This is a genomic window from Streptomyces griseofuscus (assembly GCF_014673495.1).
GTDB lineage: Bacteria > Actinomycetota > Actinomycetes > Streptomycetales > Streptomycetaceae > Streptomyces > Streptomyces murinus.
On record NZ_CP051006.1, the window covers coordinates 3,250,607 to 3,269,008 of the forward strand.

An 18,402-nucleotide genomic window follows, 5' to 3' on the forward strand; every position below is an offset into this window, starting at 1 on the left:
CATTAATTAGCAGAGCTAACTTAGTATGTGTATAAGCCAACTATCTGGCCGGTCATCGGTCGGCCAACTACGCGCTATCCAGCAGAACGGGAGAAGCACATGGATCCCCTAGACGCGGGAGCCGGCAGCATCCTGCGACAGCCCAAGGCGGTCTGGGCCACGGCCGGCGCCTCCGTCGTCGCCTTCATGGGCATCGGCCTGGTCGACCCGATCCTGCCGTCGATCGCACAGGGCCTGCGTGCCACGCCCAGTCAGGTGTCCCTGCTCTTCACCTCGTACTTCCTGATCACCGCGGTCGCGATGCTGCTGACCGGCTTCGTCTCCAGCCGGATCGGCGGCAAGAAGACGCTGCTGCTCGGCCTCGCCTTCGTGATCGTCTTCGCCGGTCTCGCCGGCACCTCGGACACGGTCGGCCAGCTGGTCGGCTTCCGGGCGGGCTGGGGCCTCGGCAACGCGCTGTTCGTGTCCACCGCGCTCGCGGTCATCGTCGGCGCGGCGGCCGGCGGCAGCGCGGCGGCGATCCTGCTCTACGAGTCCGCGCTCGGCCTCGGCATGGCCTGCGGCCCGCTGCTCGGCGCGGTCCTGGGCAACATCAGCTGGCGCTACCCCTTCTTCGGCACGGCCACGCTGATGGCGATCGGCTTCCTGTGCATCACGGTGTTCCTGAAGGAGCAGCCGAAGCCGGCCCGCAAGACCTCGATCCTCGACCCGCTCAAGGCGCTCGGCCACGGCGGTCTGGCCTCGGCGGCGGTCTCGGCGTTCTTCTACAACTACACGTTCTTCACCGTGCTGGCCTTCACGCCGTTCGTGCTGGACATGACCCCGTACCGCTCCGGCGCGGTGTTCTTCGCCTGGGGTGTGCTGCTCGCGGTGTTCTCGGTGGTCGTCGCCCCGCGCATGCAGGAGCGGTTCGGCTCGCTGAAGGTGCTCGGCGGCTCGCTGGTGCTGCTCGCGGCCGACGTCCTGGTGCTCGGCTACGGCAGCCACACCGCCGCGATCGTCTGCACCATCCTGTCCGGCGCCTTCATCGGGGTGAACAACACCGTCTACACCGAGCTGGCGCTCGGTGTCTCGGACGCCCCGCGCCCGGTGGCGAGCGCGGGCTACAACTTCGTCCGCTGGTTCGCGGCGGCGGCCGCGCCCTACTTCGCGCCGAAGATCGAGGAGTGGACCGACATCCACATCCCGTTCGTGGTGGCGGCGGTCACCGCGCTGCTGGGCGCCGTGGTGGTGGCCGTACGGCGCCGCTCCCTCGTCCACGAGGCCGAGGAGCTGGCACCGCGGCACGCCACCGAGGACGGGGTCACGGTCTTCGCCAACTGACCCCGCGCCCGGTGAGCTTGCTCACTCCAGCGGTACGGACCTGCGGACGGGATCCCGCAGGTCCGTGCCGTGCGTCAGCCAGCGTTCCTGGAGGGCCTGGGCGCCCTGCACCCGCTTCCAGGCGGCCTCGTTCGGGGTCATCGGCAGCAGCGGCAGGAACCGTACGGGGTCCAGCGGATCGTCCAGCTCCAGATCCTCGACCAGTCCGCCGCCCTCGCCCACCAGGACCGAGGTGAAGGGGGCGCCGGGCCACAGCGGATCGCCCACGTCCAGGGAGGCGCCCGGGGCCACGATCAGCCCCTCGACCTGCGGGGAGGCGGCGAGCACGGCGAGCGGGCGGAGCACCTTGTCAGTGTCGGCGACGCCCGCGCGCACGGACAGGACCAGTTCGGCGCGGGGGCCCTTGACGGGGTCGGCGACCAGCGCGGTGGGGTCGCTCATGGGGTGCGCGGACATGCCGAGGGTCGCGTAGCGGACGACGTCCCCCTCGGTGAAGCGGAGCACCTCGATGCGGTCCGTGCCGAGGAAGGTGACGGCCGCGCGCGCGTCCGGAGTGCCCAGGGCGGTGGTCAACCGTGCCTCGACCAGAGGAAGAACATCAACCATGCGGTGAGCATAGAACTCGTCAGCAGCGGGCAAAGCGGCACCTTGACAGCAAGGGCGGCTGGTACTCTGAGCCGGCGGTTCGGGGCGGCGTGCCAAGCACGCTGTCAAGCCCGGAACCCTGGGAACTCCCTTACGAGGGACCGGCCGGAGGAGGTGGGGCTGTCATGGATCGAAGTCGACCTGGTAGTACCACTCGCTCTTCCGCCCGCTGAATGTAGTCACTGGCTGTCGTAGCCACTGACCGGTTTTCGTTCTGGCAGGCTGCCGCCTTCCCGTGCGCGTCACTGTTCGGAAGAGCACTTCGTCTCGCTTTGCCTGATCTGCATCAGTTCTGCATCAGCAGCGAAATCGCCACCGCGACGGTGCGGTGCTCCCCGCTTTGTGGACGAGCCAAACACCTTCCCCGCCCCCGGTCGGGGAAATTCCTGGAGGACGTCCCCATTCCGGGTAGTTCCACCCGTCTTCGGCGGTCTTTCGTTGCCTGTCGCGAAGGAGCCTGCCCATGTCGATGATCCGCGACCTGCGCGCCGTGGTCCGTCCCTCCCGCGTCTCGCCGCGCAAGGCCACGAGCGCGCCCTCCGCGTCGTACGACACCACGCGTGACCCCGCCACCCCGTCGGCCGTGGTCGACTGCGCCGTCTACCGCGACGGCCGGCGCCTCGCCAGCGCGAAGCCGCTCACCCCGCAGGAGGCCATGCGCCAGGTGCGGCGCGACGGCGGCTTCGTGTGGATCGGGCTGCATGAGCCGACGGAGGCCGAATTCGCCGGTATCGCGGGCGAGTTCGGGCTGCACCCACTCGCCGTCGAGGACGCGGTGCAGGCGCATCAGCGGCCGAAGCTGGAGCGGTACGACGACTCGCTCTTCACCGTCTTCAAGACGATCCACTACATCGAGCACGACCAGCTGACCGCGACCAGCGAGGTCGTGGAGACCGGCGAGGTGATGTGCTTCACCGGCCGGGACTTCTTCATCACCGTGCGGCACGGCGGCCAGGGCTCGCTGCGGGCGCTGCGGCACCGGCTCCAGGACGACCCCGAGCTGCTGGCCAAGGGCCCCTCGGCGGTGCTGCACGCGATCGCCGACCATGTGGTGGACGGGTACATCGCGGTGGCCGACGCGGTGCAGGACGACATCGACGAGGTGGAGACCGAGGTCTTCTCGCCCGGGCGGGGCGGTGTCTCGCGCGGTGTGGACTCCGCGCGGATCTACCAACTCAAGCGCGAGGTCATGGAGTTCAAGCGGGCGGTGGCCCCGCTGCTGCGGCCGATGCAGCTGCTCAGCGAGCGGCCGATGCGGCTGATCGACCCGGACATCCAGAAGTACTTCCGGGACGTCGCCGACCATGTCGCCCGCGTCCATGAGCAGGTCGTCGGCTTCGACGAACTGCTCAACTCCATCCTCCAGGCCAACCTCGCGCAGGCGTCGGTCGCGCAGAACGAGGACATGCGCAAGATCACCGCGTGGGCCGCGATCATCGCCGTGCCGACGATGGTGTGCGGGGTGTACGGCATGAACTTCAAGTACATGCCCGAGCTGCACTGGAAGTACGGCTACCCGGTGATCATGGGCATCACGGTCGTGCTCTGTCTGGGCATCCACCGGACGCTCAAGCGCAACGGATGGCTGTGAGCGGCGTGGATAGGGTGGACGCATGACAAGCGAGCTGCTCACGCGGGCCCTCATCGAGGAGGCCGCGAAGAAGTCCGGCCTGCTGTGGGTGCGGGGCGCGCAGGCGTCCGCCGCGCATGCCGTGTGGCATGTGTGGCACGAGGGCGCGGTGTGCCTGGTGGGCGACGGGCCCGGGGAGCAGCCGCTGACGGGGCTGGCCGACGGGGGCACCGCCGAGGTGACCGTGCGCAGCAAGGACAAGGGGGGCCGGCTGGTCTCCTTCACGGCCGCGGTGAGCGAGCAGGCACCCGGCACCCCGCAGTGGGAGGCGGCGGTCGCCGAACTCAGGGGCAAGCGGCTGAACGCCCCCGACGCCGAGGTGATGACGGACCGCTGGGCGCGTGAGTGCCGGGTGCTGCGCCTGGTGCCGACGGGTGCGGTGGCCACGCTGCCCGAGGGCGATCTGGCGCGGAGACCGGTGCCGACCCCGGTGACCACGCGCCGACCGGTGCCGGCGGCCCTGCCGAAGCTGCTCGCGAAGCGCCGTAAGGGGCGGTAAGGACCCTGAGGGGCGGTAACCCTCGTACCCCTGGCGCGCCTGCCCCGCTACGACGTCGGCAGCTGCTGCCCGTAGTCCACCGTCTCCGAGTCCTTGGGCTCGGTGACGGTGAAGTTCGCGCCCCAGTCGGAGAAGCGGAGCGTGCCCGCGTTGCCCGCGCGGGTGAGGGCGAGGGGGTAGGGGGTGCCCTTGAGGGAGACGTCGAGGGTGCCGCCGGAGCCGTGGTCGCCCGTGATGCGGACGGTCGGGGTACTCGCCAGGGTGTGCCGTCCGTCGGTCGCCAGCGAGCCGTGCAGTGTCAGCAGACCCGAGAGGAGGACGTCCTTGTCCGTGAAGCCGCTGAACTTCTTGTACGCGGGGTCCCCCTGCGGCACCTTCACATACTTCCCGTCGAGCTTGGCCGCCGCCCCGCTCCCGTCACCGCCCTTGCCGTCCGGCTGCGCCCAGAAGGCCGCGTCGGCCTTCAGATACAGCTGGGCGCCGACCCGCAGCAGCTTGAACGTGTCGGCGCCCGAGGTCACCGAGCCGGTCCCGCCATCGTCCTTGAGGCGCATGTCGAGCCGGTACGTACGGCCGCTGGTCACCACGGTGCCGGACAGCCGGACCGCCGAGGCACCCTGCGCCGCGGACCGCGTGCGCGCCTGGATCTTGTCGGCGGACAGCTTGCCGACCCCGTTCGTGCCCGCGTCCGGATCGCCGCCGCCGCATCCGGTCAGCACCGCCGCGCCCGTCACGGCCAGCGCGCACAGCGCGGTCACCGGGCGGGTACGGCCGAGGGGAATCGCAGTCACAGGTGAGGTCGCCTTTCCGACGGTTCCTTCAGCGGCGTACCGCAGCGTACCGGTGCCCGGGGCGCCCGGCGGAGCCAGTCCGTCCGGACCCCCCACCAGGGCGTATCCGAGCGGTACGGGCTAGCCTGAAGCGCAACCGTGCGGGCAAATCCGAGCAATTCACCGACAAAAGCAATCCCGGCCGCAAACCACTTCGCGCAGACCCTCGATGTAAACCTCGTACGCACGTTCCCTGACAAGGAAGCAGAACCATGGCAGCCGGCGCCCCCCGGATCTTCGTCTCGCACCTCGCCGGGGTCCCCGTCTTCGATCCGAACGGCGACCAGGTGGGGCGGGTACGCGATCTCGTCGTGATGCTGCGGGTGGGCAAGCGGCCCCCGCGGGTGCTCGGCCTCGTGGTCGAACTGTCCACCCGGCGCCGCATCTTCCTGCCCATGACCCGGATCAGCGGTATCGAGTCCGGCCAGGTCATCAGCACCGGTGTGATGAACGTGCGCCGCTTCGAGCAGCGGCCCACCGAGCGGCTGGTCTTCGGCGAACTGCTGGACCGGCGGGTCACCCTGGTGGAGACCGGCGAGGAGGCCACCGTCCTCGACATGTCCGTGCAGCAGCTGCCCGCGCGCCGGGACTGGGAGATCGACCGCGTCTTCGTCCGCAAGGGCCGCAAGGGCAGCGCGTTCCGCAGGGTCAAGGGCGAGACGATGACCGTGGATTGGTCCGGCGTCTCCGGGTTCTCCCTGGAGGAGCACGGACAGGGCGCCGAGAACCTGCTCGCCACCTTCGAACAGCTGCGCCCCGCCGACCTCGCCAATGTGCTGCACCACCTCTCCCCCAAGCGGCGCGCCGAGGTCGCCGCCGCCCTGGACGACGACCGGCTCGCCGACGTCCTGGAGGAGCTGCCGGAGGACGACCAGATCGAGATCCTCGGCAAGCTCCAGGAGGAGCGCGCCGCCGACGTCCTGGAGGCCATGGACCCGGACGACGCGGCCGACCTGCTCTCCGAGCTGCCCGAGGAGGACAAGGAGCGGCTGCTGAGCCTGATGCAGCCCGGCGACGCGGCCGACATGCGGCGCCTGATGTCGTACGAGGAGCACACGGCCGGCGGTCTGATGACCACCGAGCCGATCGTGCTGCGTCCGGACGCCACCGTCGCCGACGCGCTCGCCCGCGTCCGCAACCCCGACCTCTCCCCCGCGCTCGCCGCCCAGGTCTACGTCTGCCGTCCGCCGGACGAGACCCCGACCGGCAAGTACCTGGGCACGGCCCACTTCCAGCGGCTGCTGCGCGACCCCCCGTACACCCTGGTCAGCTCACTCCTGGACGACGATCTCCAGCCGCTGTCCCCGGACGCCTCGCTGCCGGTGATCGCCGGGTTCTTCGCCACCTACGACATGGTGGCCGCGCCCGTGGTGGACGAGGCCGGGTCGCTGCTGGGCGCGGTGACCGTCGACGACGTACTGGACCACATGCTGCCCGACGACTGGCGTGAGACCGAGTTCCATCTGGAGGAGAGCCCCGAGGGCGAGAAGGGGGCCGGCCATGCCTCCTGAGCGCGAACGGGACCGCACGCCCGCCGGTGCCACGGCCGCCGGCCGCCCGCGCACGCCCCGGCTCGACCAACCGCGCACGCCCCGGCGCCGGTTCCTGCCCGAGTGGGACCCGGAGGCCTTCGGGCGGCTGTCGGAGCGGATCGCCCGGTTCCTCGGCACGGGACGCTTCATCGTCTGGATGACGATCGTCATCATCCTCTGGGTGCTGTGGAACGTGGTCGTGCCCCGGCATCTGCGGTTCGACGAGTACCCGTTCATCTTCCTGACCCTGGCGCTGTCCCTCCAGGCGTCCTACGCCGCCCCGCTGATCCTGCTCGCGCAGAACCGGCAGGACGACCGGGACCGGGTCAACCTGGAGCAGGACCGCAAGCAGAACGAGCGGTCGATCGCCGACACCGAGTACCTGACCCGGGAGATCGCCGCGCTGCGCATCGGTCTCGGCGAAGTCGCCACCCGCGACTGGATCCGGGCCGAGCTCCAGGACATGCTCAAGGAGATGGAGGAGCGGCGCGGTCACGGCGGCCCGGTCGTATTCCCGGCGGAACGGACGGAACGCCCGCCGGGACGTGACGCAGAAGACCGCTGAGGGGCTACCCGGAGGGCCCTCGGCGCGCCGTACCATCGTCCTTATGGCTACGGAAGACGCGGTGCGCGAGGCACTGGCGACGGTGAACGACCCCGAGATCAACCGCCCCATCACCGAACTGGGGATGGTCAAATCGGTGGAGATCGGGGAGGACGGCGCGGTCGCGGTCACCGTGTACCTGACGGTCTCCGGCTGCCCCATGCGCGACACCATCACCCAGCGGGTCACCGAGGCGGTCTCCCGCGTCGAGGGCGTCACCGGTGTGGACGTCACGCTCGATGTGATGAGCGACGAGCAGCGCAAGGAGCTGGCGGCGGCCCTGCGCGGCGGCCAGGCCGAGCGCGAGGTCCCGTTCGCCAAGCCGGGCAACCTCACCCGGGTCTACGCGGTCGCCTCCGGCAAGGGCGGCGTCGGCAAGTCCTCGGTCACGGTGAACCTCGCGGCGGCGATGGCGGCCGACGGCCTCAAGGTGGGCGTCGTGGACGCCGACATCTACGGCCACTCGGTGCCGCGCATGCTGGGCGCGGAGGGGCGGCCCACCCAGGTCGAGAACATGATCATGCCGCCGTCGGCGAACGGCGTGAAGGTCATCTCCATCGGCATGTTCACGCCGGGCAACGCGCCGGTGGTCTGGCGCGGCCCGATGCTGCACCGCGCCCTTCAGCAGTTCCTGGCCGATGTGTACTGGGGCGACCTGGACGTCCTGCTGCTCGACCTGCCGCCGGGCACCGGCGACATCGCGATCTCCGTGGCCCAGCTGGTCCCGAACGCCGAGATCCTGGTCGTCACGACCCCGCAGCAGGCGGCCGCCGAGGTGGCCGAGCGCGCGGGTTCCATCGCGGTGCAGACCCACCAGAAGATCGTCGGCGTGGTCGAGAACATGTCCGGCCTGCCCTGCCCGCACTGCGGTGAGATGGTCGACGTCTTCGGCACCGGCGGCGGTCAGCTGGTCGCCGACGGGCTCACCCGTACGACGGGCACGAGCGTCCCGGTCCTCGGCTCCATCCCCATCGACGTCCGGCTGCGCGAGGGCGGCGACGAGGGCAGGCCGGTCGTCCTGACCGACCCCGACTCCCCGGCCGGCAACGCCCTGCGCTCCATCGCGGGCAAGCTGGGCGGCCGCCAGCGCGGCCTGTCGGGCATGTCGTTGGGGCTGACTCCGAAGAACAAGTTCTGAGCCGTACGGCACTGGAAGGGGGCGCCGACAGCACCCGGCGCCCCTGGGGTCACACGTACGCGGAGATGTCCTTCACCGCGGCGAACCCGAGCCCGTACGCGCTCATCCCCCGCCCGTACGCGCCGAGATGCACCCCCGCCTCCGTGGACCCGGCCAGCACCCAGCCGAACTCCGATTCCCGGTAGCGGAAGGACGAGGCCACCCCGTCCACCGGCAGCGAGAGCCTGGACCACTCCGGCCCGTCGAGATCGTCGGCCAGTTCCCAGGCCGCCTCGGTCTGCTGCTCCAGCCACTCGTCGCGCAGGGCGTGATCCATCTGCCCGGGCCAGGTGAAGGACAGCAGCCCCACGCCCGCGAGCCATGCCGCCGACGACACGGACGTCGCCTCCAGCAGCCCCGAACCGTCGGCCACCCGCCGGGACGGATGCGCCGCGACGGTCACCACGGCCGCGAACTTCTCCCGGGGCTCCGCGGAGACACCCTCGTGCAGCACGGACGGCGTGTCACCGTGCCCGATCGATCCGTGCTCCACGGCGCCGTCGGACGCCATGCCGACCTGCATCAGCCAACGCGGCCCCGTGAACGCCTCGTCGAGCCCGTACCAGGGGAAGGGCGCCCGCAGGTAACCGTCGACCGTGCCGCGATCGGCGGCGAGGCCCTGTCCGCCCTCCGTGGCCGGCGCCGTCGCGCCCACCCGACTCGTCGTCTCCATCTGCCCGGACGCCTCCTCGCGCTCGTCGGACCGAAGCGACGGCCCGCCCCCCTTCGGGCGTACTCGTCCGGTCCGCACAACAACTCGGCAGCATATCCACACCGCTGAGAGCCGCCGGGCAGGCACCTGTCACCGGGGTCCCCCGAACGACCTGTTCAGGCCGTTCGGGACGGGCGCGCGCCATGACGTGCGTCACGTGCGCGTGTCGACAGGTCAGGCGGGGCGGGTGCGGCTCAGGTGGCGTCGAAGTCGAACGGCGGCCGGTCGTCCTTCTCGGACTCCTCGGGCTTCTTCGTCATGTCGATCTTCCCGCCGGTGGACGGCGTGGCCGCGGCGGAGCCGGAGGAGGACGACGAGGAGGCCGAGGACGAGGACCCGGTGTCACGGCCGTTCACCGCGTCGGTGAGTTCGGCCATCTCCTTCTTCAGGTCGAAGCCGTTGCGGATCTCCTGGAGCCCCAGCTCGTCATTGCCGAGCTGCTTGCGCAGAAGCGTCTTGGGGTTCAGGTCCTCGAAGTCGAAGTCCTTGAACTCGGGCCCCAGCTCACTGCGGATGTCCTGCTTCGCGCTCTCCGAGAACTCGCGGATCTTCCGGATCGTCCGGGTGATGTCCTGGATGACCTTGGGGAGCTTGTCCGGACCGAACACGAGCACCGCGATGACGATGATCGTCAGTAGCTCCATTGGCCCTATGTCATTGAACACCTGACGCTCCTTGCGATGTCCTCGGTCGCTCAACGGTACCCGGCGTTCTGGTCCGACCGGTACCGTCCCGAGGTGAGACTTGTGTCAGTTCTGGCCCGCGGTGCCCAGGACGACTGAGACCTCCCGCTCGGTCCCGCCGCGTTCGACCGTCAGCCGCAGCCGGTCACCGGGTTCGCGCGCGCGGATCCTGACGATCAGCTCCACCCCGGTGTGCACCGGCTCACCGTCCACCTCGGTGATCAGATCACCCGCTCTGAGTCCGGCCCGCTCGGCCGGTCCGCCCTTGACGACGGCGGGGCCGCCGTCCGGGGCCCGGCTGTCGACGCGGGCGCCGTCGCCGGAGTAGCCCATGTCGAGATCGACGCCGATGACCGGGTGGGTGGCACGGCCGTCGTCGATCAGTTCCTCGGCGACGCGCTTGGCCTGGTTGACCGGTATGGCGAAGCCGAGTCCGATGGATCCTGCCTGGCCGCTCTCGGTCTCCGAGCCGCTGTCGGCGGAGCGGATGGCGGAGTTGATGCCGATGACATGGGCCCGGGAGTCCAGCAGCGGTCCGCCGGAGTTGCCCGGGTTGATCGGCGCGTCGGTCTGGAGGGCGTCCACGTACGACACATCGCTGCCGTCGCTCTTCTCGCCGCCCGCGGTGATGGGCCGCTCCTTGGCGCTGATGATGCCGGCGGTGACGGTGTTGGCCAGGTCGAAGGGAGCGCCGATGGCGACGACGGGGTCGCCGACCCGGACGTCGTCGGAGTCGCCGAGGGTCAGCGGGGTGAGCCCGTGCACGCCGCTGACCTGGACCACGGCGAGGTCGTAGCCGCTGTCCCGGCCGACGACGGTGGCCTTGACGGAGGTCCCGTCGCTGAACGTCGCGGATATCTTGCCGCCGGACGCGGCGGGCGCGACGACATGGTTGTTGGTGAGGATGTGGCCGCGGTCGTCCAGTACGAAGCCGGTGCCGGTGCCCTCCTCGTCGGTGCCGGCGACATGCAGGGTGACGACGCTGGGCAGAGCGCGGGCGGCGATCCCGGCCACGCTGTCCGGGGCGCGCCCGGCGGGCACGCCCTTGGCCTGCGGCAGGGTCACCTCGCCCTCGATCCCTTCGCGCTCGACATAGCCGCCGACGAGTCCGCCGATCCCGGCCGCGACCAGGACGAGGGCGAGCGTCCAGCCGAGCGCGGCACGCCGTCGCCGGGGCCGCCGTCCCCCGTGCACCGCAACGGCCCCGGGCTGCTGGAGCGGCGCCGCGGCCCAGGGGTCGTAGCGCCCCCAGGGGCCGGCCTGGGGCTGCCGGGCGGGCAGGGGCGCGGGCGCCGGGGGTGCGGCGGGCATGGTGGGCGGGGTGGCTGCGGTGAGCGGCGCCGGTGCGGCGGGTGCCGGTGCGGGCGCCGGGGGTACGGCGGCGCCCGCCACCGGCGGGGTCATGACCGTGCCCTGCGCCGGTGTGGCCACCGGGTGCTGGACCGGTGGGGCGGGGGCCCAGGGGCCCGGTTCGCCGTAGGGCGGGGTGCTGTAGGGATCCGGTTCGTGCAGCGGGCTGGGGCGCTCCGGCCTGGCCAGTTCGAAGTCGCCGTCCGGTATCGGTCCGGCCCCCGCCGCTCCCGCCGGCTCCACCCCCTGCGGAACGCCGTTCCCCTCGTCCATGCTCTCCCCAAGCTGACCCGCGGCCCCGCGCTTTCGCGGCGGCCCGGAACCTCGACTGCCTGCCCGGATTCAACCAGGTCGCGGGCCCCGGCGCAGGGCCCGTCACGGCACCGGGGTCAGGGCGTTCGGCGGGGCGTCGCCGGAGCCGCCAGGGGCGACGCCGACGGGGTGGAGGACGCCGAGGAGCGGATGGGGTTGTGCGGGGCCGGATCGGGGCCGCTGTCGGACAGCATGCCCGGCACCATGGGCGCCGTGGACCACTTGCCCAGCTGAAGGTCCAGGGCCTTGTCCAGCGGGCGTATCAGGGGGGTCACGGCATTCACGCCCGTCATCAGCGGTCCCGTGGTCCGGCCTCCGGTGTCCTGGGACTGCCCGGCCGCGATGTCCGACGCGCCCGGCACCAGGGGCGCGGTCACGGCGGCCGTCGGCGGTGCCGTACGCCCCAGTGGTGCCCCGCCGCCCAGGGCCGCGAGCGGGCCCTGCCGACGGCGCTGGGCATCGGCGGAAGTGGTGGCGCCGGTGCCGGTGCCCGTGGTGCGGGCCGGGATCACATTGCTGCCGGAGCCCCGGGCGTCCGCGGCCGGGTAGCCGGGGATGGCGGTGGTCACGCCGCCGAGGGCGACCGCGGCCAGCGACACCGCGCCGGCGGCGGCGAAGGCGAAGCGCAGCCCGCGGGAGGCGGAGCGGCCGTCCTCCGGGCGGCCGACGGGATGCACGCGGAAGCCGCCCTCGCCGAACGGGCCGCCGAAGCCGGTCTCCTCGTGGAAACCGGTCCGCTCGGGGCCGGAACCCTGCGGGCGGGCCGGGACATAGCCGAAGGAGAAGCCGCGGCGCAGGCCGAAGGTGCCCGGGTCGCCGGGGGCCCGGGTCTCGGGGTCATGGCCGAACAGACCGCCGGGCGGGGTGTCGGCGTCGCCGTCACCGCCCCCGGGGAGGCCCTGGAGGCGGGCCAGCAGGCTCGCTGAGGGCGGGGGTGGGGCCGCGGTCGCGAACACGCTCTTCAGCGCGCGCTGGGCGTCCGCCTCCGCCTTGCAGCGGGCGCAGGTGGCCAGGTGGGCGAGGACGCGTTCCCGCGTGTCATGACCGAGCTCTCCGTCCACCAGGGCGGAGAGCCGGTCTCCCAGATGCTGCTCGGCGAGGTACGCCTCGACCGGTTTCTGCCGTGATCCGCTCACGCCGTCGCGCCCCCTCCCCCCAGTGCGGGGACCCGGGTCATGAAGGAGCGTCGCTCGGCCGCGCGGGCCTCCGGGGAACGGTGCGCGAGCGCCTTGCGGAGCTGGGAGCGGCCGCGGTGGATACGGGAGCGGACGGTGCCGAGCTTCACGCCGAGGGTCGCGGCGATCTCCTCGTACGACAGCCCCTCGATGTCGCACAGGACGACGGCGGCGCGGAACTCGGGCGCCAGGGTGTCCAGGGCCTGCTGGACGTCGGCGTCGAAGTGCGCGTCGTTGAAGAGCTGCTGCGGGGTGGGTTCGCGGCTGGCCAGGCGCTCGGCCGCGTCCTCGCCGAGGGCGTCGAAGCGGATGCGCTGCTTGCGCCGGACCATGTCCAGGAACAGGTTCGTGGTGATGCGGTGCAGCCAGCCCTCGAAGGTGCCCGGCGAGTACGTCGACAGGGAGCGGAAGACGCGGACGAAGACTTCCTGGGTGAGATCCTCGGCGTCGTGCTGGTTGCCGGTGAGGCGGTAGGCCAGGCGGTAGACGCGGGCACTGTGGGTGCTGACGATCTCGTCCCAGGTGGGCGGAGTCCACGCCTGCCCGTCCGCGTCACTGGTGAAGGTCGCGGTCTGGGTTTCGCGCCCGGCGGTTCCGGGTGCGTGGCTGTCAGCAGCGGTGTCGGTCACGGATTTCGGCCTACCCGCCGATCCGAGGAAGCGCCGTAGCACTCCACCCCGGTCCTCGGGCGCGGCCGCACCTCCCCTGTCGGCTCTGGTGGTGTCCAGTGGAGCCCCTACCATAGCCACCTCGCCCGTTAGCTCCGGATAAGCGTTTTTACGAGAATTTGATACTTGCTGGTGCGGCTCGTGCCGCTGCGTCAGCAGTTGTGCGGTGCCCTGCTCCACCTCTCGCCCCCCCGAAGCGTCCCCCACCACTGTCTCTTCCCTATAAACGCCCGGTCCCATCTGCGGGTTCCCGACGCCAACGGATACAGTCACGCCGAGGCATCCATGGGGACGACAGGAGAGGGTCATTACCGGCAACCGGCAGACGAGCTCGGCTTTCGCCGACGCCTTTGCCGCCGAGGACGAAGCACTGCTGTGGGCCCGCGACCGCGCCCTCGACGCAGGACTGCGCTCGGTGTCGCCCGGCACGGGTTCCGCGCTGCGCCTGCTCGCCGCCTCCGTGGACGCGAAGGCGGTCGCGGAGATCGGCACGGGCTGTGGGGTGTCCGGAATCCATCTGCTGCACGGCATGCGCCCGGACGGCGTGCTGACCACGGTCGATCCGGAGCCGGAGCACCAGCAGTTCGCCCGGCAGGCGTTCCGTGCCTGCGGCTTCGCCAGCAACCGGGCCCGCTTCATCCCCGGCCGTGCCCTGGAGGTGCTGCCCCGGCTCGCGGACGCGGGCTACGACCTGGTGTTCTGCGACGGGGACCGGCAGGAGTACCCGGACTATCTCGCCGAGTCGCTGCGGCTGCTGCGGGCCGGCGGCCTGGTGGTCTTCGAGGGCGTCTTCGCGAGCGGCCGCACCGTCGACTCGGGACCGCAGCCCTCGGAGGTGCTGCGGCTGCGGGAGCTGCTGCGCACGGTGCGCGAGAGCCAGGAGCTGGTCCCCTCGCTGCTGCCGGTCGGCGACGGACTGCTGTGCGCCGTCAAGCGGTGACGGCGGTGCGGGGCGGCGCCCCGGCGGGCGCGCGCTGCCCGGGAACGCGGCTGCCCCGGCACCGCGTACGATGCCGGGGCAGCCGCAAGGACTGACTCGTGCGCGCGTCAGACGACGACCTTCTTGAGCGCGTCGCCGAGCGCCTCGGCCTCGTCAGGGGTCAGCTCGACGACGAGTCGACCGCCGCCTTCGAGCGGAACGCGCATGACGATGCCCCGCCCCTCCTTGGTCACCTCGAGCGGACCATCGCCCGTCCGCGGCTTCATGGCCGCCATGCTCGTTCCCCTTCCTGAAACCAGCTCATCGTCTACCGATGGCACCCGGCGGGCACCCGCGGGACCGAACCGGACACGCGACACCGGCATCGAACAGATTGCTTCTAAGCCATTATCCCGCATCTCAGGACCCGATGACCAACATCGGTCGGCATCGCTTGGGCAACGCGCGCGAGCAAAACCACTCAATTCGGGGATGTGGCTGCGATACTGCGCCACCGCACGGACGGCCTTCGGCCACCCGGGGCCCGGTTTTCTTTGACGCAGCTCACACCCGCCGTCGGGCCCTTGGCCGGTGATCTCCGCCATGCTGTGATCGGACAGGGGCGTACCGAGCGGTACGTCACCACCGCGAACCGGAGGGGATGCGCCATGGCCGACACCGTGCTCTACGAGGTGAGCGACGGGCTCGCGACGATCACGCTGAACCGCCCCGAGGCGATGAACGCGCTGAACGTGGCGACCAAGGTCGCGCTGCGGGAGGCGGCCGAGGAAGCGGCCCGTGACACGGCCGTACGGGCGATCCTGCTGACCGCCGCCGGGGATCGGGCGTTCTGTGTGGGCCAGGACCTCAAGGAGCACATCGGGCTGCTGGCGCAGGACCGGGAGACCGGGTCCGCGCAGACGATGCGCACGGTCGGCGAGCATTACAACCCGATCGTGCGGGCGCTGGCGGGGGCGGCCAAGCCGGTGGTCGCCGCGGTGAACGGCGTCGCGGCGGGGGCGGGCTTCGGGTTCGCGCTCGCGGCGGACTACCGGATCGTCGCCGACACCGCGTCCTTCAACAGCTCCTTCGTGGGTGTCGCGCTGACCGGGGACTCCGGGATCTCCTGGACCCTGCCGCGGGTGGTCGGGCCGAGCCGCGCGCAGGACCTGCTGCTGTTCCCGCGCAGCGTCGGCGCGCAGGACGCGCTGGAGCTGGGGATCGCCAACCGGGTGGTGCCCGCGGCCGAGCTGCGCGCCGAGGCCGAGAAGGTGGCGCGCAAGCTCGCCTCGGGGCCGACGGTCGCCTACGCGGCGATCAAGGAGGCGGTGGCCTTCGGGCTGACGCACTCCCTGGAGGAGACGCTCCGAAAGGAGGACGAACTCCAGACGCGGGCCGGGCAGTCCGAGGACCACCTGATCGCGGTGCAGGCGTTCGTGAACAAGGAGAAGCCCAAGTACCTGGGGCGGTGACGCGCCCCTGGTCGCTGGTCGTCAGCCGCCGGTCCTCAGCCGCTGTTCCTCGCCACGCACGTCTCCAGGTGGTCGTTCACCAGACCGCACGCCTGCATCAGGGCGTACGCCGTGGTCGGGCCGACGAACTTCAGGCCCCGCTTCTTCAACTCCTTGGACAGGGCGGTGGATTGCGGGGTCACCGCCGGTACGTCCGCCAGCGTCTTGGGGGCCGGGCGGCCGGCCGGGTCGGGGGCGTGGGACCAGATCAGCTCGTCCAGGTCGCCGGCCGCCCAGCCGGCGAGGACACGGGCGTTGGCGAGGGTGGCGTCGATCTTGGCGCGGTTGCGGATGATGCCCGGGTCGGCCAGCAGGCGCTCGCGGTCCTCGTCGGTGAAGGCGGCCACCTTCTCGATGCGGAAGCCCGCGAAGGCGGTGCGGAAGCCCGGCCGGCGGCGCAGGATGGTGATCCAGGACAGGCCGGACTGGAACGCCTCCAGGCAGAGTCGCTCGAAGAGGGCGTCGTCGCCGTGGACCGGGCGGCCCCACTCCTCGTCGTGGTACGCCACGTAGTCGTCGGTGGACAGGGCCCAGGGGCAGCGCGGCGCGCCGTCGGGGCCCACGATGGCGGCGGTCACTGCTGGTCCTCCGGGTGCCGGGACTTGTCCAGGGTGGGGCGGGTGGCGGCGGCGCGGGCGCCGGCCAGTGCGGACTCCAGGCCCGCGATCCGGGCGTCGCGCTCGGCGAGTTCGGCGCCGAGGCGACCGAGGGCGTCGTCGACGTCGGACATGCGGTAGCCGCGCACGGCGAGCGGGAAGCGCAGGCTCTCCACGTCCTCGCGGCCCACCGGCCGGTCGGCGGGCAGCGGGTCCTGGAGCCGCTCCGGAGCGGCCTCGGGCAGCGGGCCGCTCTCATTGCCGCCGCCCACCACGGCGAGGGTCACCGCGGCGACCACGACGGCCAGTGCGATGACCAGGAACAGGAACATCACCATCGTCTGGAGGCCCCCAGCTCGGGTGCCGGCACGGTGCCGGACGTGGAATCTGTCAGCTCCGATCGTGCCATGCGCGTGTGACAGTTAGGGTCACTGGCGGTCGCAGTGCCGGACGTACGAGGAAGAGGTCACAGCGGATGCTCAGGCTGGGCAGGCGGGAATTCGGACCGCACGATCGAGTGATCATGGCGATCGTGAACCGGACCCCCGACTCCTTCTACGACAGCGGGGCGACGTTCCGCGACGAGCCGGCCCTGGCGCGGGTCGAACAGGCGGTGGCCGAGGGCGCCGCGATCATCGACATCGGCGGGGTGAAGGCGGGCCCCGGCGAGGAGGTCTCCGCAGAGGAGGAGGCGCGGCGCACGGTCGGATTCGTGGCCGAGGTGCGGCGCCGGTTCCCGGACGTGGTGATCAGCGTGGACACCTGGCGGGCCGAGGTCGGCGAGGCGGTGTGCGCGGCGGGCGCCGATCTGCTGAACGACGCGTGGGGCGGCGCGGACCCGGGCCTCGCGGAGGTCGCGGCGCGCCACCGGGTGGGGCTGGTGTGCACCCACGCGGGCGGCGCCAAGCCGCGCACCCGCCCGCACCGGGTGACGTACGACGACGTCATGGCGGACGTCCTGGAGGTGACCGTGGGCCTCGCGGAGCGCGCGGTGGCGCTCGGGGTGCCCCGGGAGTCGGTGCTGATCGATCCCGGGCACGACTTCGGCAAGAACACCCGGCACAGCCTGGAGGCGACGCGGCGCCTGGACGAGATGGTCGCGGCGGGCTGGCCGGTGCTGGTGTCGCTGTCCAACAAGGACTTCGTCGGGGAGACGCTGGACCGGCCGGTCAAGGAGCGGCTGATCGGCACACTGGCGACGACGGCGGTGTCCTCCTGGCTCGGGGCGATGGTCTACCGGGTCCATGAGGTCGCCGAGACCCGCCAGGTGCTCGACATGGTCTCCGCCATCGCGGGCCACCGCCCCCCTGCGGTGGCCCGGCGCGGTCTGGCCTGAGGGAACCGGTTACCCCCTAGGGCCTCTCGTTTGGGTCATGCCGGGCTGATCCAAACGAAAGACCCTAGCGGGCGGCCTCCTTGGAGACCAGGGCCACCGCCTCGTCCACGTCGTCCGTGACGTGGAAGAGCAGGAGGTCCTTCTCCGTGGCCTTGCCGGTGGCCACCAGGGTGTTCTTGAGCCAGTCGACCAGGCCGCCCCAGTACTCGCTGCCGAAGAGGACGATCGGGAAGCGGGTGACCTTCTGGGTCTGCACCAGGGTCAGCGCCTCGAAGAGCTCGTCCAGGGTGCCGAGGCCGCCGGGCAGCACCACGAACCCTTGGGCATACTTCACAAACATCATTTTCCGGACAAAGAAGTACCGGAAGTTCAGCCCGATGTCGACGTAGGGGTTCAGCCCCTGCTCGAAGGGCAGCTCGATGCCGAGCCCGACCGAGACGCCGCCCGCCTCGCACGCGCCCTTGTTGGCGGCCTCCATCGCGCCGGGACCGCCGCCGGTGATCACCGCCCAGCCGGCCCCCGCGAGACCGCGCCCGAGCCGTACCCCGGCGTCGTACTCCGGCGAGTCCACAGGGGTGCGGGCCGAGCCGAACACGCTGATCGCGGGCGGGAGTTCGGCGAGTGTGCCGAAGCCCTCGATGAACTCCGACTGGATGCGCAGCACCCGCCAGGGATCGGTGTGCACCCAGTCGGAGGGGCCGCCCGCGTCCAGCAGCCGCTGGTCGGTGGTGCTCGGCGTCACCTGGTCCCGCCGCCGCAGGACCGGACCGAGCCGCTGCTCGTCCGGCGGCTGCTTCTTACCCTCGGGGTTCCCGGTAGGCATATGCGCTCCCTCCGCTTGCCGGTGGTTCGCCATCAGCCTAGATCTACACGGGTTAAGCAGGGGGGACATATGCGTGT

Annotated in this window: 20 protein-coding genes; 9 read left to right on the plus strand and 11 right to left on the minus strand. The window is 71.5% G+C overall.

Annotated elements, in window-relative coordinates; translation table 11 throughout:
* Positions 1–99: 99 nt before the first annotated feature.
* The gene (locus tag HEP81_RS14230) at positions 100–1,323 is read left to right on the plus strand and encodes an MFS transporter (protein ID WP_037660027.1); all 1,224 of its coding nucleotides are present in this window, start codon (positions 100–102) and stop codon (positions 1,321–1,323) included.
* Positions 1,324–1,344: 21 nt separating this feature from the next.
* Here HEP81_RS14230 and HEP81_RS14235 read toward each other — a convergent pair whose 3' ends face one another.
* Positions 1,345–1,929: a suppressor of fused domain protein gene (locus HEP81_RS14235; protein WP_037660024.1), complete on the minus strand. Its 585-nt coding sequence runs from the start codon at positions 1,927–1,929 to the stop codon at positions 1,345–1,347.
* Positions 1,930–2,431: 502 nt separating this feature from the next.
* Between HEP81_RS14235 and HEP81_RS14240 the strand changes: the two genes are divergently transcribed.
* Entirely contained in the window at positions 2,432–3,559 is a 1,128-nt protein-coding gene (locus HEP81_RS14240; RefSeq protein ID WP_037660021.1) for a magnesium and cobalt transport protein CorA, read from the plus strand.
* Between the two features lie 22 nt (positions 3,560–3,581).
* Entirely contained in the window at positions 3,582–4,097 is a 516-nt protein-coding gene (locus tag HEP81_RS14245; protein ID WP_037660018.1) for a hypothetical protein, read from the plus strand.
* A gap of 47 nt (positions 4,098–4,144) precedes the next feature.
* Here the strand turns inward: HEP81_RS14245 and HEP81_RS14250 are convergent, their stop codons facing one another.
* Positions 4,145–4,888, minus strand: coding sequence for a hypothetical protein (locus HEP81_RS14250; protein ID WP_182789021.1), 744 nt, complete (start codon positions 4,886–4,888; stop codon positions 4,145–4,147).
* A 251-nt stretch (positions 4,889–5,139) separates the two neighbouring features.
* Between HEP81_RS14250 and HEP81_RS14255 the strand changes: the two genes are divergently transcribed.
* Genes HEP81_RS14255 through HEP81_RS14265 form a run of 3 tightly spaced genes read left to right on the plus strand, consistent with a single transcriptional unit; the run spans position 5,140 to position 8,201 of the window.
* Positions 5,140–6,438 (plus strand): magnesium transporter MgtE N-terminal domain-containing protein, encoded by a 1,299-nt coding sequence (locus HEP81_RS14255; RefSeq protein WP_037660016.1) that lies wholly within the window; start codon positions 5,140–5,142, stop codon positions 6,436–6,438.
* Complete coding sequence (locus tag HEP81_RS14260; RefSeq protein ID WP_037660014.1) at positions 6,428–7,024, plus strand: DUF1003 domain-containing protein; 597 nt, start codon at positions 6,428–6,430, stop codon at positions 7,022–7,024. The genes HEP81_RS14255 and HEP81_RS14260 overlap by 11 nt, the downstream gene beginning before the upstream one ends.
* A 43-nt stretch (positions 7,025–7,067) precedes the next feature.
* Positions 7,068–8,201 carry an Mrp/NBP35 family ATP-binding protein gene (locus HEP81_RS14265; protein WP_037660011.1) on the plus strand — a complete coding sequence of 378 codons (1,134 nt, stop codon included), beginning with the start codon at positions 7,068–7,070 and terminating at the stop codon, positions 8,199–8,201.
* A 49-nt stretch (positions 8,202–8,250) separates the two neighbouring features.
* On the opposite strand, the gene HEP81_RS14270 is transcribed toward HEP81_RS14265, so the two are convergent.
* The 5 genes from HEP81_RS14270 to sigE all read right to left on the minus strand — a co-directional run bounded on the left by HEP81_RS14270 (position 8,251) and on the right by sigE (position 13,143).
* Positions 8,251–8,913: a hypothetical protein gene (locus tag HEP81_RS14270; protein WP_037660008.1), complete on the minus strand. Its 663-nt coding sequence runs from the start codon at positions 8,911–8,913 to the stop codon at positions 8,251–8,253.
* A gap of 233 nt (positions 8,914–9,146) precedes the next feature.
* Complete coding sequence (locus HEP81_RS14275) at positions 9,147–9,617, minus strand: sec-independent translocase (RefSeq protein WP_037660005.1); 471 nt, start codon at positions 9,615–9,617, stop codon at positions 9,147–9,149.
* An 84-nt stretch (positions 9,618–9,701) separates the two neighbouring features.
* Entirely contained in the window at positions 9,702–11,258 is a 1,557-nt protein-coding gene (locus tag HEP81_RS14280) for a S1C family serine protease (RefSeq protein ID WP_037660002.1), read from the minus strand.
* Between the two features lie 116 nt (positions 11,259–11,374).
* Positions 11,375–12,433: a zf-HC2 domain-containing protein gene (locus HEP81_RS14285; RefSeq protein ID WP_078967561.1), complete on the minus strand. Its 1,059-nt coding sequence runs from the start codon at positions 12,431–12,433 to the stop codon at positions 11,375–11,377.
* Entirely contained in the window at positions 12,430–13,143 is a 714-nt protein-coding gene (sigE, locus tag HEP81_RS14290; protein ID WP_078967560.1) for an RNA polymerase sigma factor SigE, read from the minus strand. Before sigE ends, HEP81_RS14285 begins: the two co-directional genes overlap by 4 nt.
* 235 nt (positions 13,144–13,378) lie before the next feature.
* Between sigE and HEP81_RS14295 the strand changes: the two genes are divergently transcribed.
* Entirely contained in the window at positions 13,379–14,080 is a 702-nt protein-coding gene (locus tag HEP81_RS14295) for an O-methyltransferase (RefSeq protein ID WP_233534548.1), read from the plus strand.
* A 107-nt stretch (positions 14,081–14,187) separates the two neighbouring features.
* On the opposite strand, the gene HEP81_RS14300 is transcribed toward HEP81_RS14295, so the two are convergent.
* Entirely contained in the window at positions 14,188–14,355 is a 168-nt protein-coding gene (locus tag HEP81_RS14300) for a DUF3117 domain-containing protein (RefSeq protein ID WP_018544333.1), read from the minus strand.
* A 372-nt stretch (positions 14,356–14,727) separates the two neighbouring features.
* Between HEP81_RS14300 and chcB the strand changes: the two genes are divergently transcribed.
* Positions 14,728–15,531, plus strand: a complete 804-nt coding sequence (gene chcB, locus HEP81_RS14305; RefSeq protein WP_037659996.1) for a 2-cyclohexenylcarbonyl CoA isomerase — start codon at positions 14,728–14,730, stop codon at positions 15,529–15,531.
* 35 nt (positions 15,532–15,566) lie between these two features.
* On the opposite strand, the gene HEP81_RS14310 is transcribed toward chcB, so the two are convergent.
* Both HEP81_RS14310 and HEP81_RS14315 read right to left on the minus strand, forming a co-directional pair.
* The gene (locus tag HEP81_RS14310) at positions 15,567–16,148 is read right to left on the minus strand and encodes a DNA-3-methyladenine glycosylase I (RefSeq protein WP_037659992.1); all 582 of its coding nucleotides are present in this window, start codon (positions 16,146–16,148) and stop codon (positions 15,567–15,569) included.
* Positions 16,145–16,504, minus strand: a complete 360-nt coding sequence (locus tag HEP81_RS14315; RefSeq protein ID WP_037659991.1) for a DivIVA domain-containing protein — start codon at positions 16,502–16,504, stop codon at positions 16,145–16,147. Before HEP81_RS14315 ends, HEP81_RS14310 begins: the two co-directional genes overlap by 4 nt.
* Positions 16,505–16,641: 137 nt before the next feature.
* Here HEP81_RS14315 and folP point away from each other — a divergent pair, with 137 nt between their 5' ends.
* On the plus strand, positions 16,642–17,502 hold the full coding sequence (gene folP, locus HEP81_RS14320) for a dihydropteroate synthase (protein WP_037659990.1): 861 nt from the start codon (positions 16,642–16,644) through the stop codon (positions 17,500–17,502).
* Positions 17,503–17,566: 64 nt separating this feature from the next.
* Here folP and HEP81_RS14325 read toward each other — a convergent pair whose 3' ends face one another.
* Complete coding sequence (locus HEP81_RS14325) at positions 17,567–18,325, minus strand: LOG family protein (protein WP_037659989.1); 759 nt, start codon at positions 18,323–18,325, stop codon at positions 17,567–17,569.
* Between the last annotated feature and the right edge of the window lie 77 nt (positions 18,326–18,402).

Excerpts from the sequence above, each read along its gene's own strand:
- HEP81_RS14235 (WP_037660024.1), bottom strand. The coding sequence starts at position 1,929 with ATGGTTGATGTTCTTCCTCTGGTCGAGGCACGGTTGACCACCGCCCTG.
- HEP81_RS14265 (WP_037660011.1), top strand. The coding sequence starts at position 7,068 with ATGGCTACGGAAGACGCGGTGCGCGAGGCACTGGCGACGGTGAACGAC.
- folP (WP_037659990.1), top strand. The coding sequence starts at position 16,642 with ATGCTCAGGCTGGGCAGGCGGGAATTCGGACCGCACGATCGAGTGATC.
- chcB (WP_037659996.1), top strand. The coding sequence starts at position 14,728 with ATGGCCGACACCGTGCTCTACGAGGTGAGCGACGGGCTCGCGACGATC.
- HEP81_RS14230 (WP_037660027.1), top strand. The coding sequence starts at position 100 with ATGGATCCCCTAGACGCGGGAGCCGGCAGCATCCTGCGACAGCCCAAG.
- HEP81_RS14300 (WP_018544333.1), bottom strand. The coding sequence starts at position 14,355 with ATGGCGGCCATGAAGCCGCGGACGGGCGATGGTCCGCTCGAGGTGACC.
- HEP81_RS14280 (WP_037660002.1), bottom strand. The coding sequence starts at position 11,258 with ATGGACGAGGGGAACGGCGTTCCGCAGGGGGTGGAGCCGGCGGGAGCG.
- HEP81_RS14260 (WP_037660014.1), top strand. The coding sequence starts at position 6,428 with ATGCCTCCTGAGCGCGAACGGGACCGCACGCCCGCCGGTGCCACGGCC.
- HEP81_RS14315 (WP_037659991.1), bottom strand. The coding sequence starts at position 16,504 with ATGGTGATGTTCCTGTTCCTGGTCATCGCACTGGCCGTCGTGGTCGCC.
- HEP81_RS14325 (WP_037659989.1), bottom strand. The coding sequence starts at position 18,325 with ATGCCTACCGGGAACCCCGAGGGTAAGAAGCAGCCGCCGGACGAGCAG.
- HEP81_RS14240 (WP_037660021.1), top strand. The coding sequence starts at position 2,432 with ATGTCGATGATCCGCGACCTGCGCGCCGTGGTCCGTCCCTCCCGCGTC.
- HEP81_RS14270 (WP_037660008.1), bottom strand. The coding sequence starts at position 8,913 with ATGGAGACGACGAGTCGGGTGGGCGCGACGGCGCCGGCCACGGAGGGC.
- HEP81_RS14245 (WP_037660018.1), top strand. The coding sequence starts at position 3,582 with ATGACAAGCGAGCTGCTCACGCGGGCCCTCATCGAGGAGGCCGCGAAG.
- HEP81_RS14255 (WP_037660016.1), top strand. The coding sequence starts at position 5,140 with ATGGCAGCCGGCGCCCCCCGGATCTTCGTCTCGCACCTCGCCGGGGTC.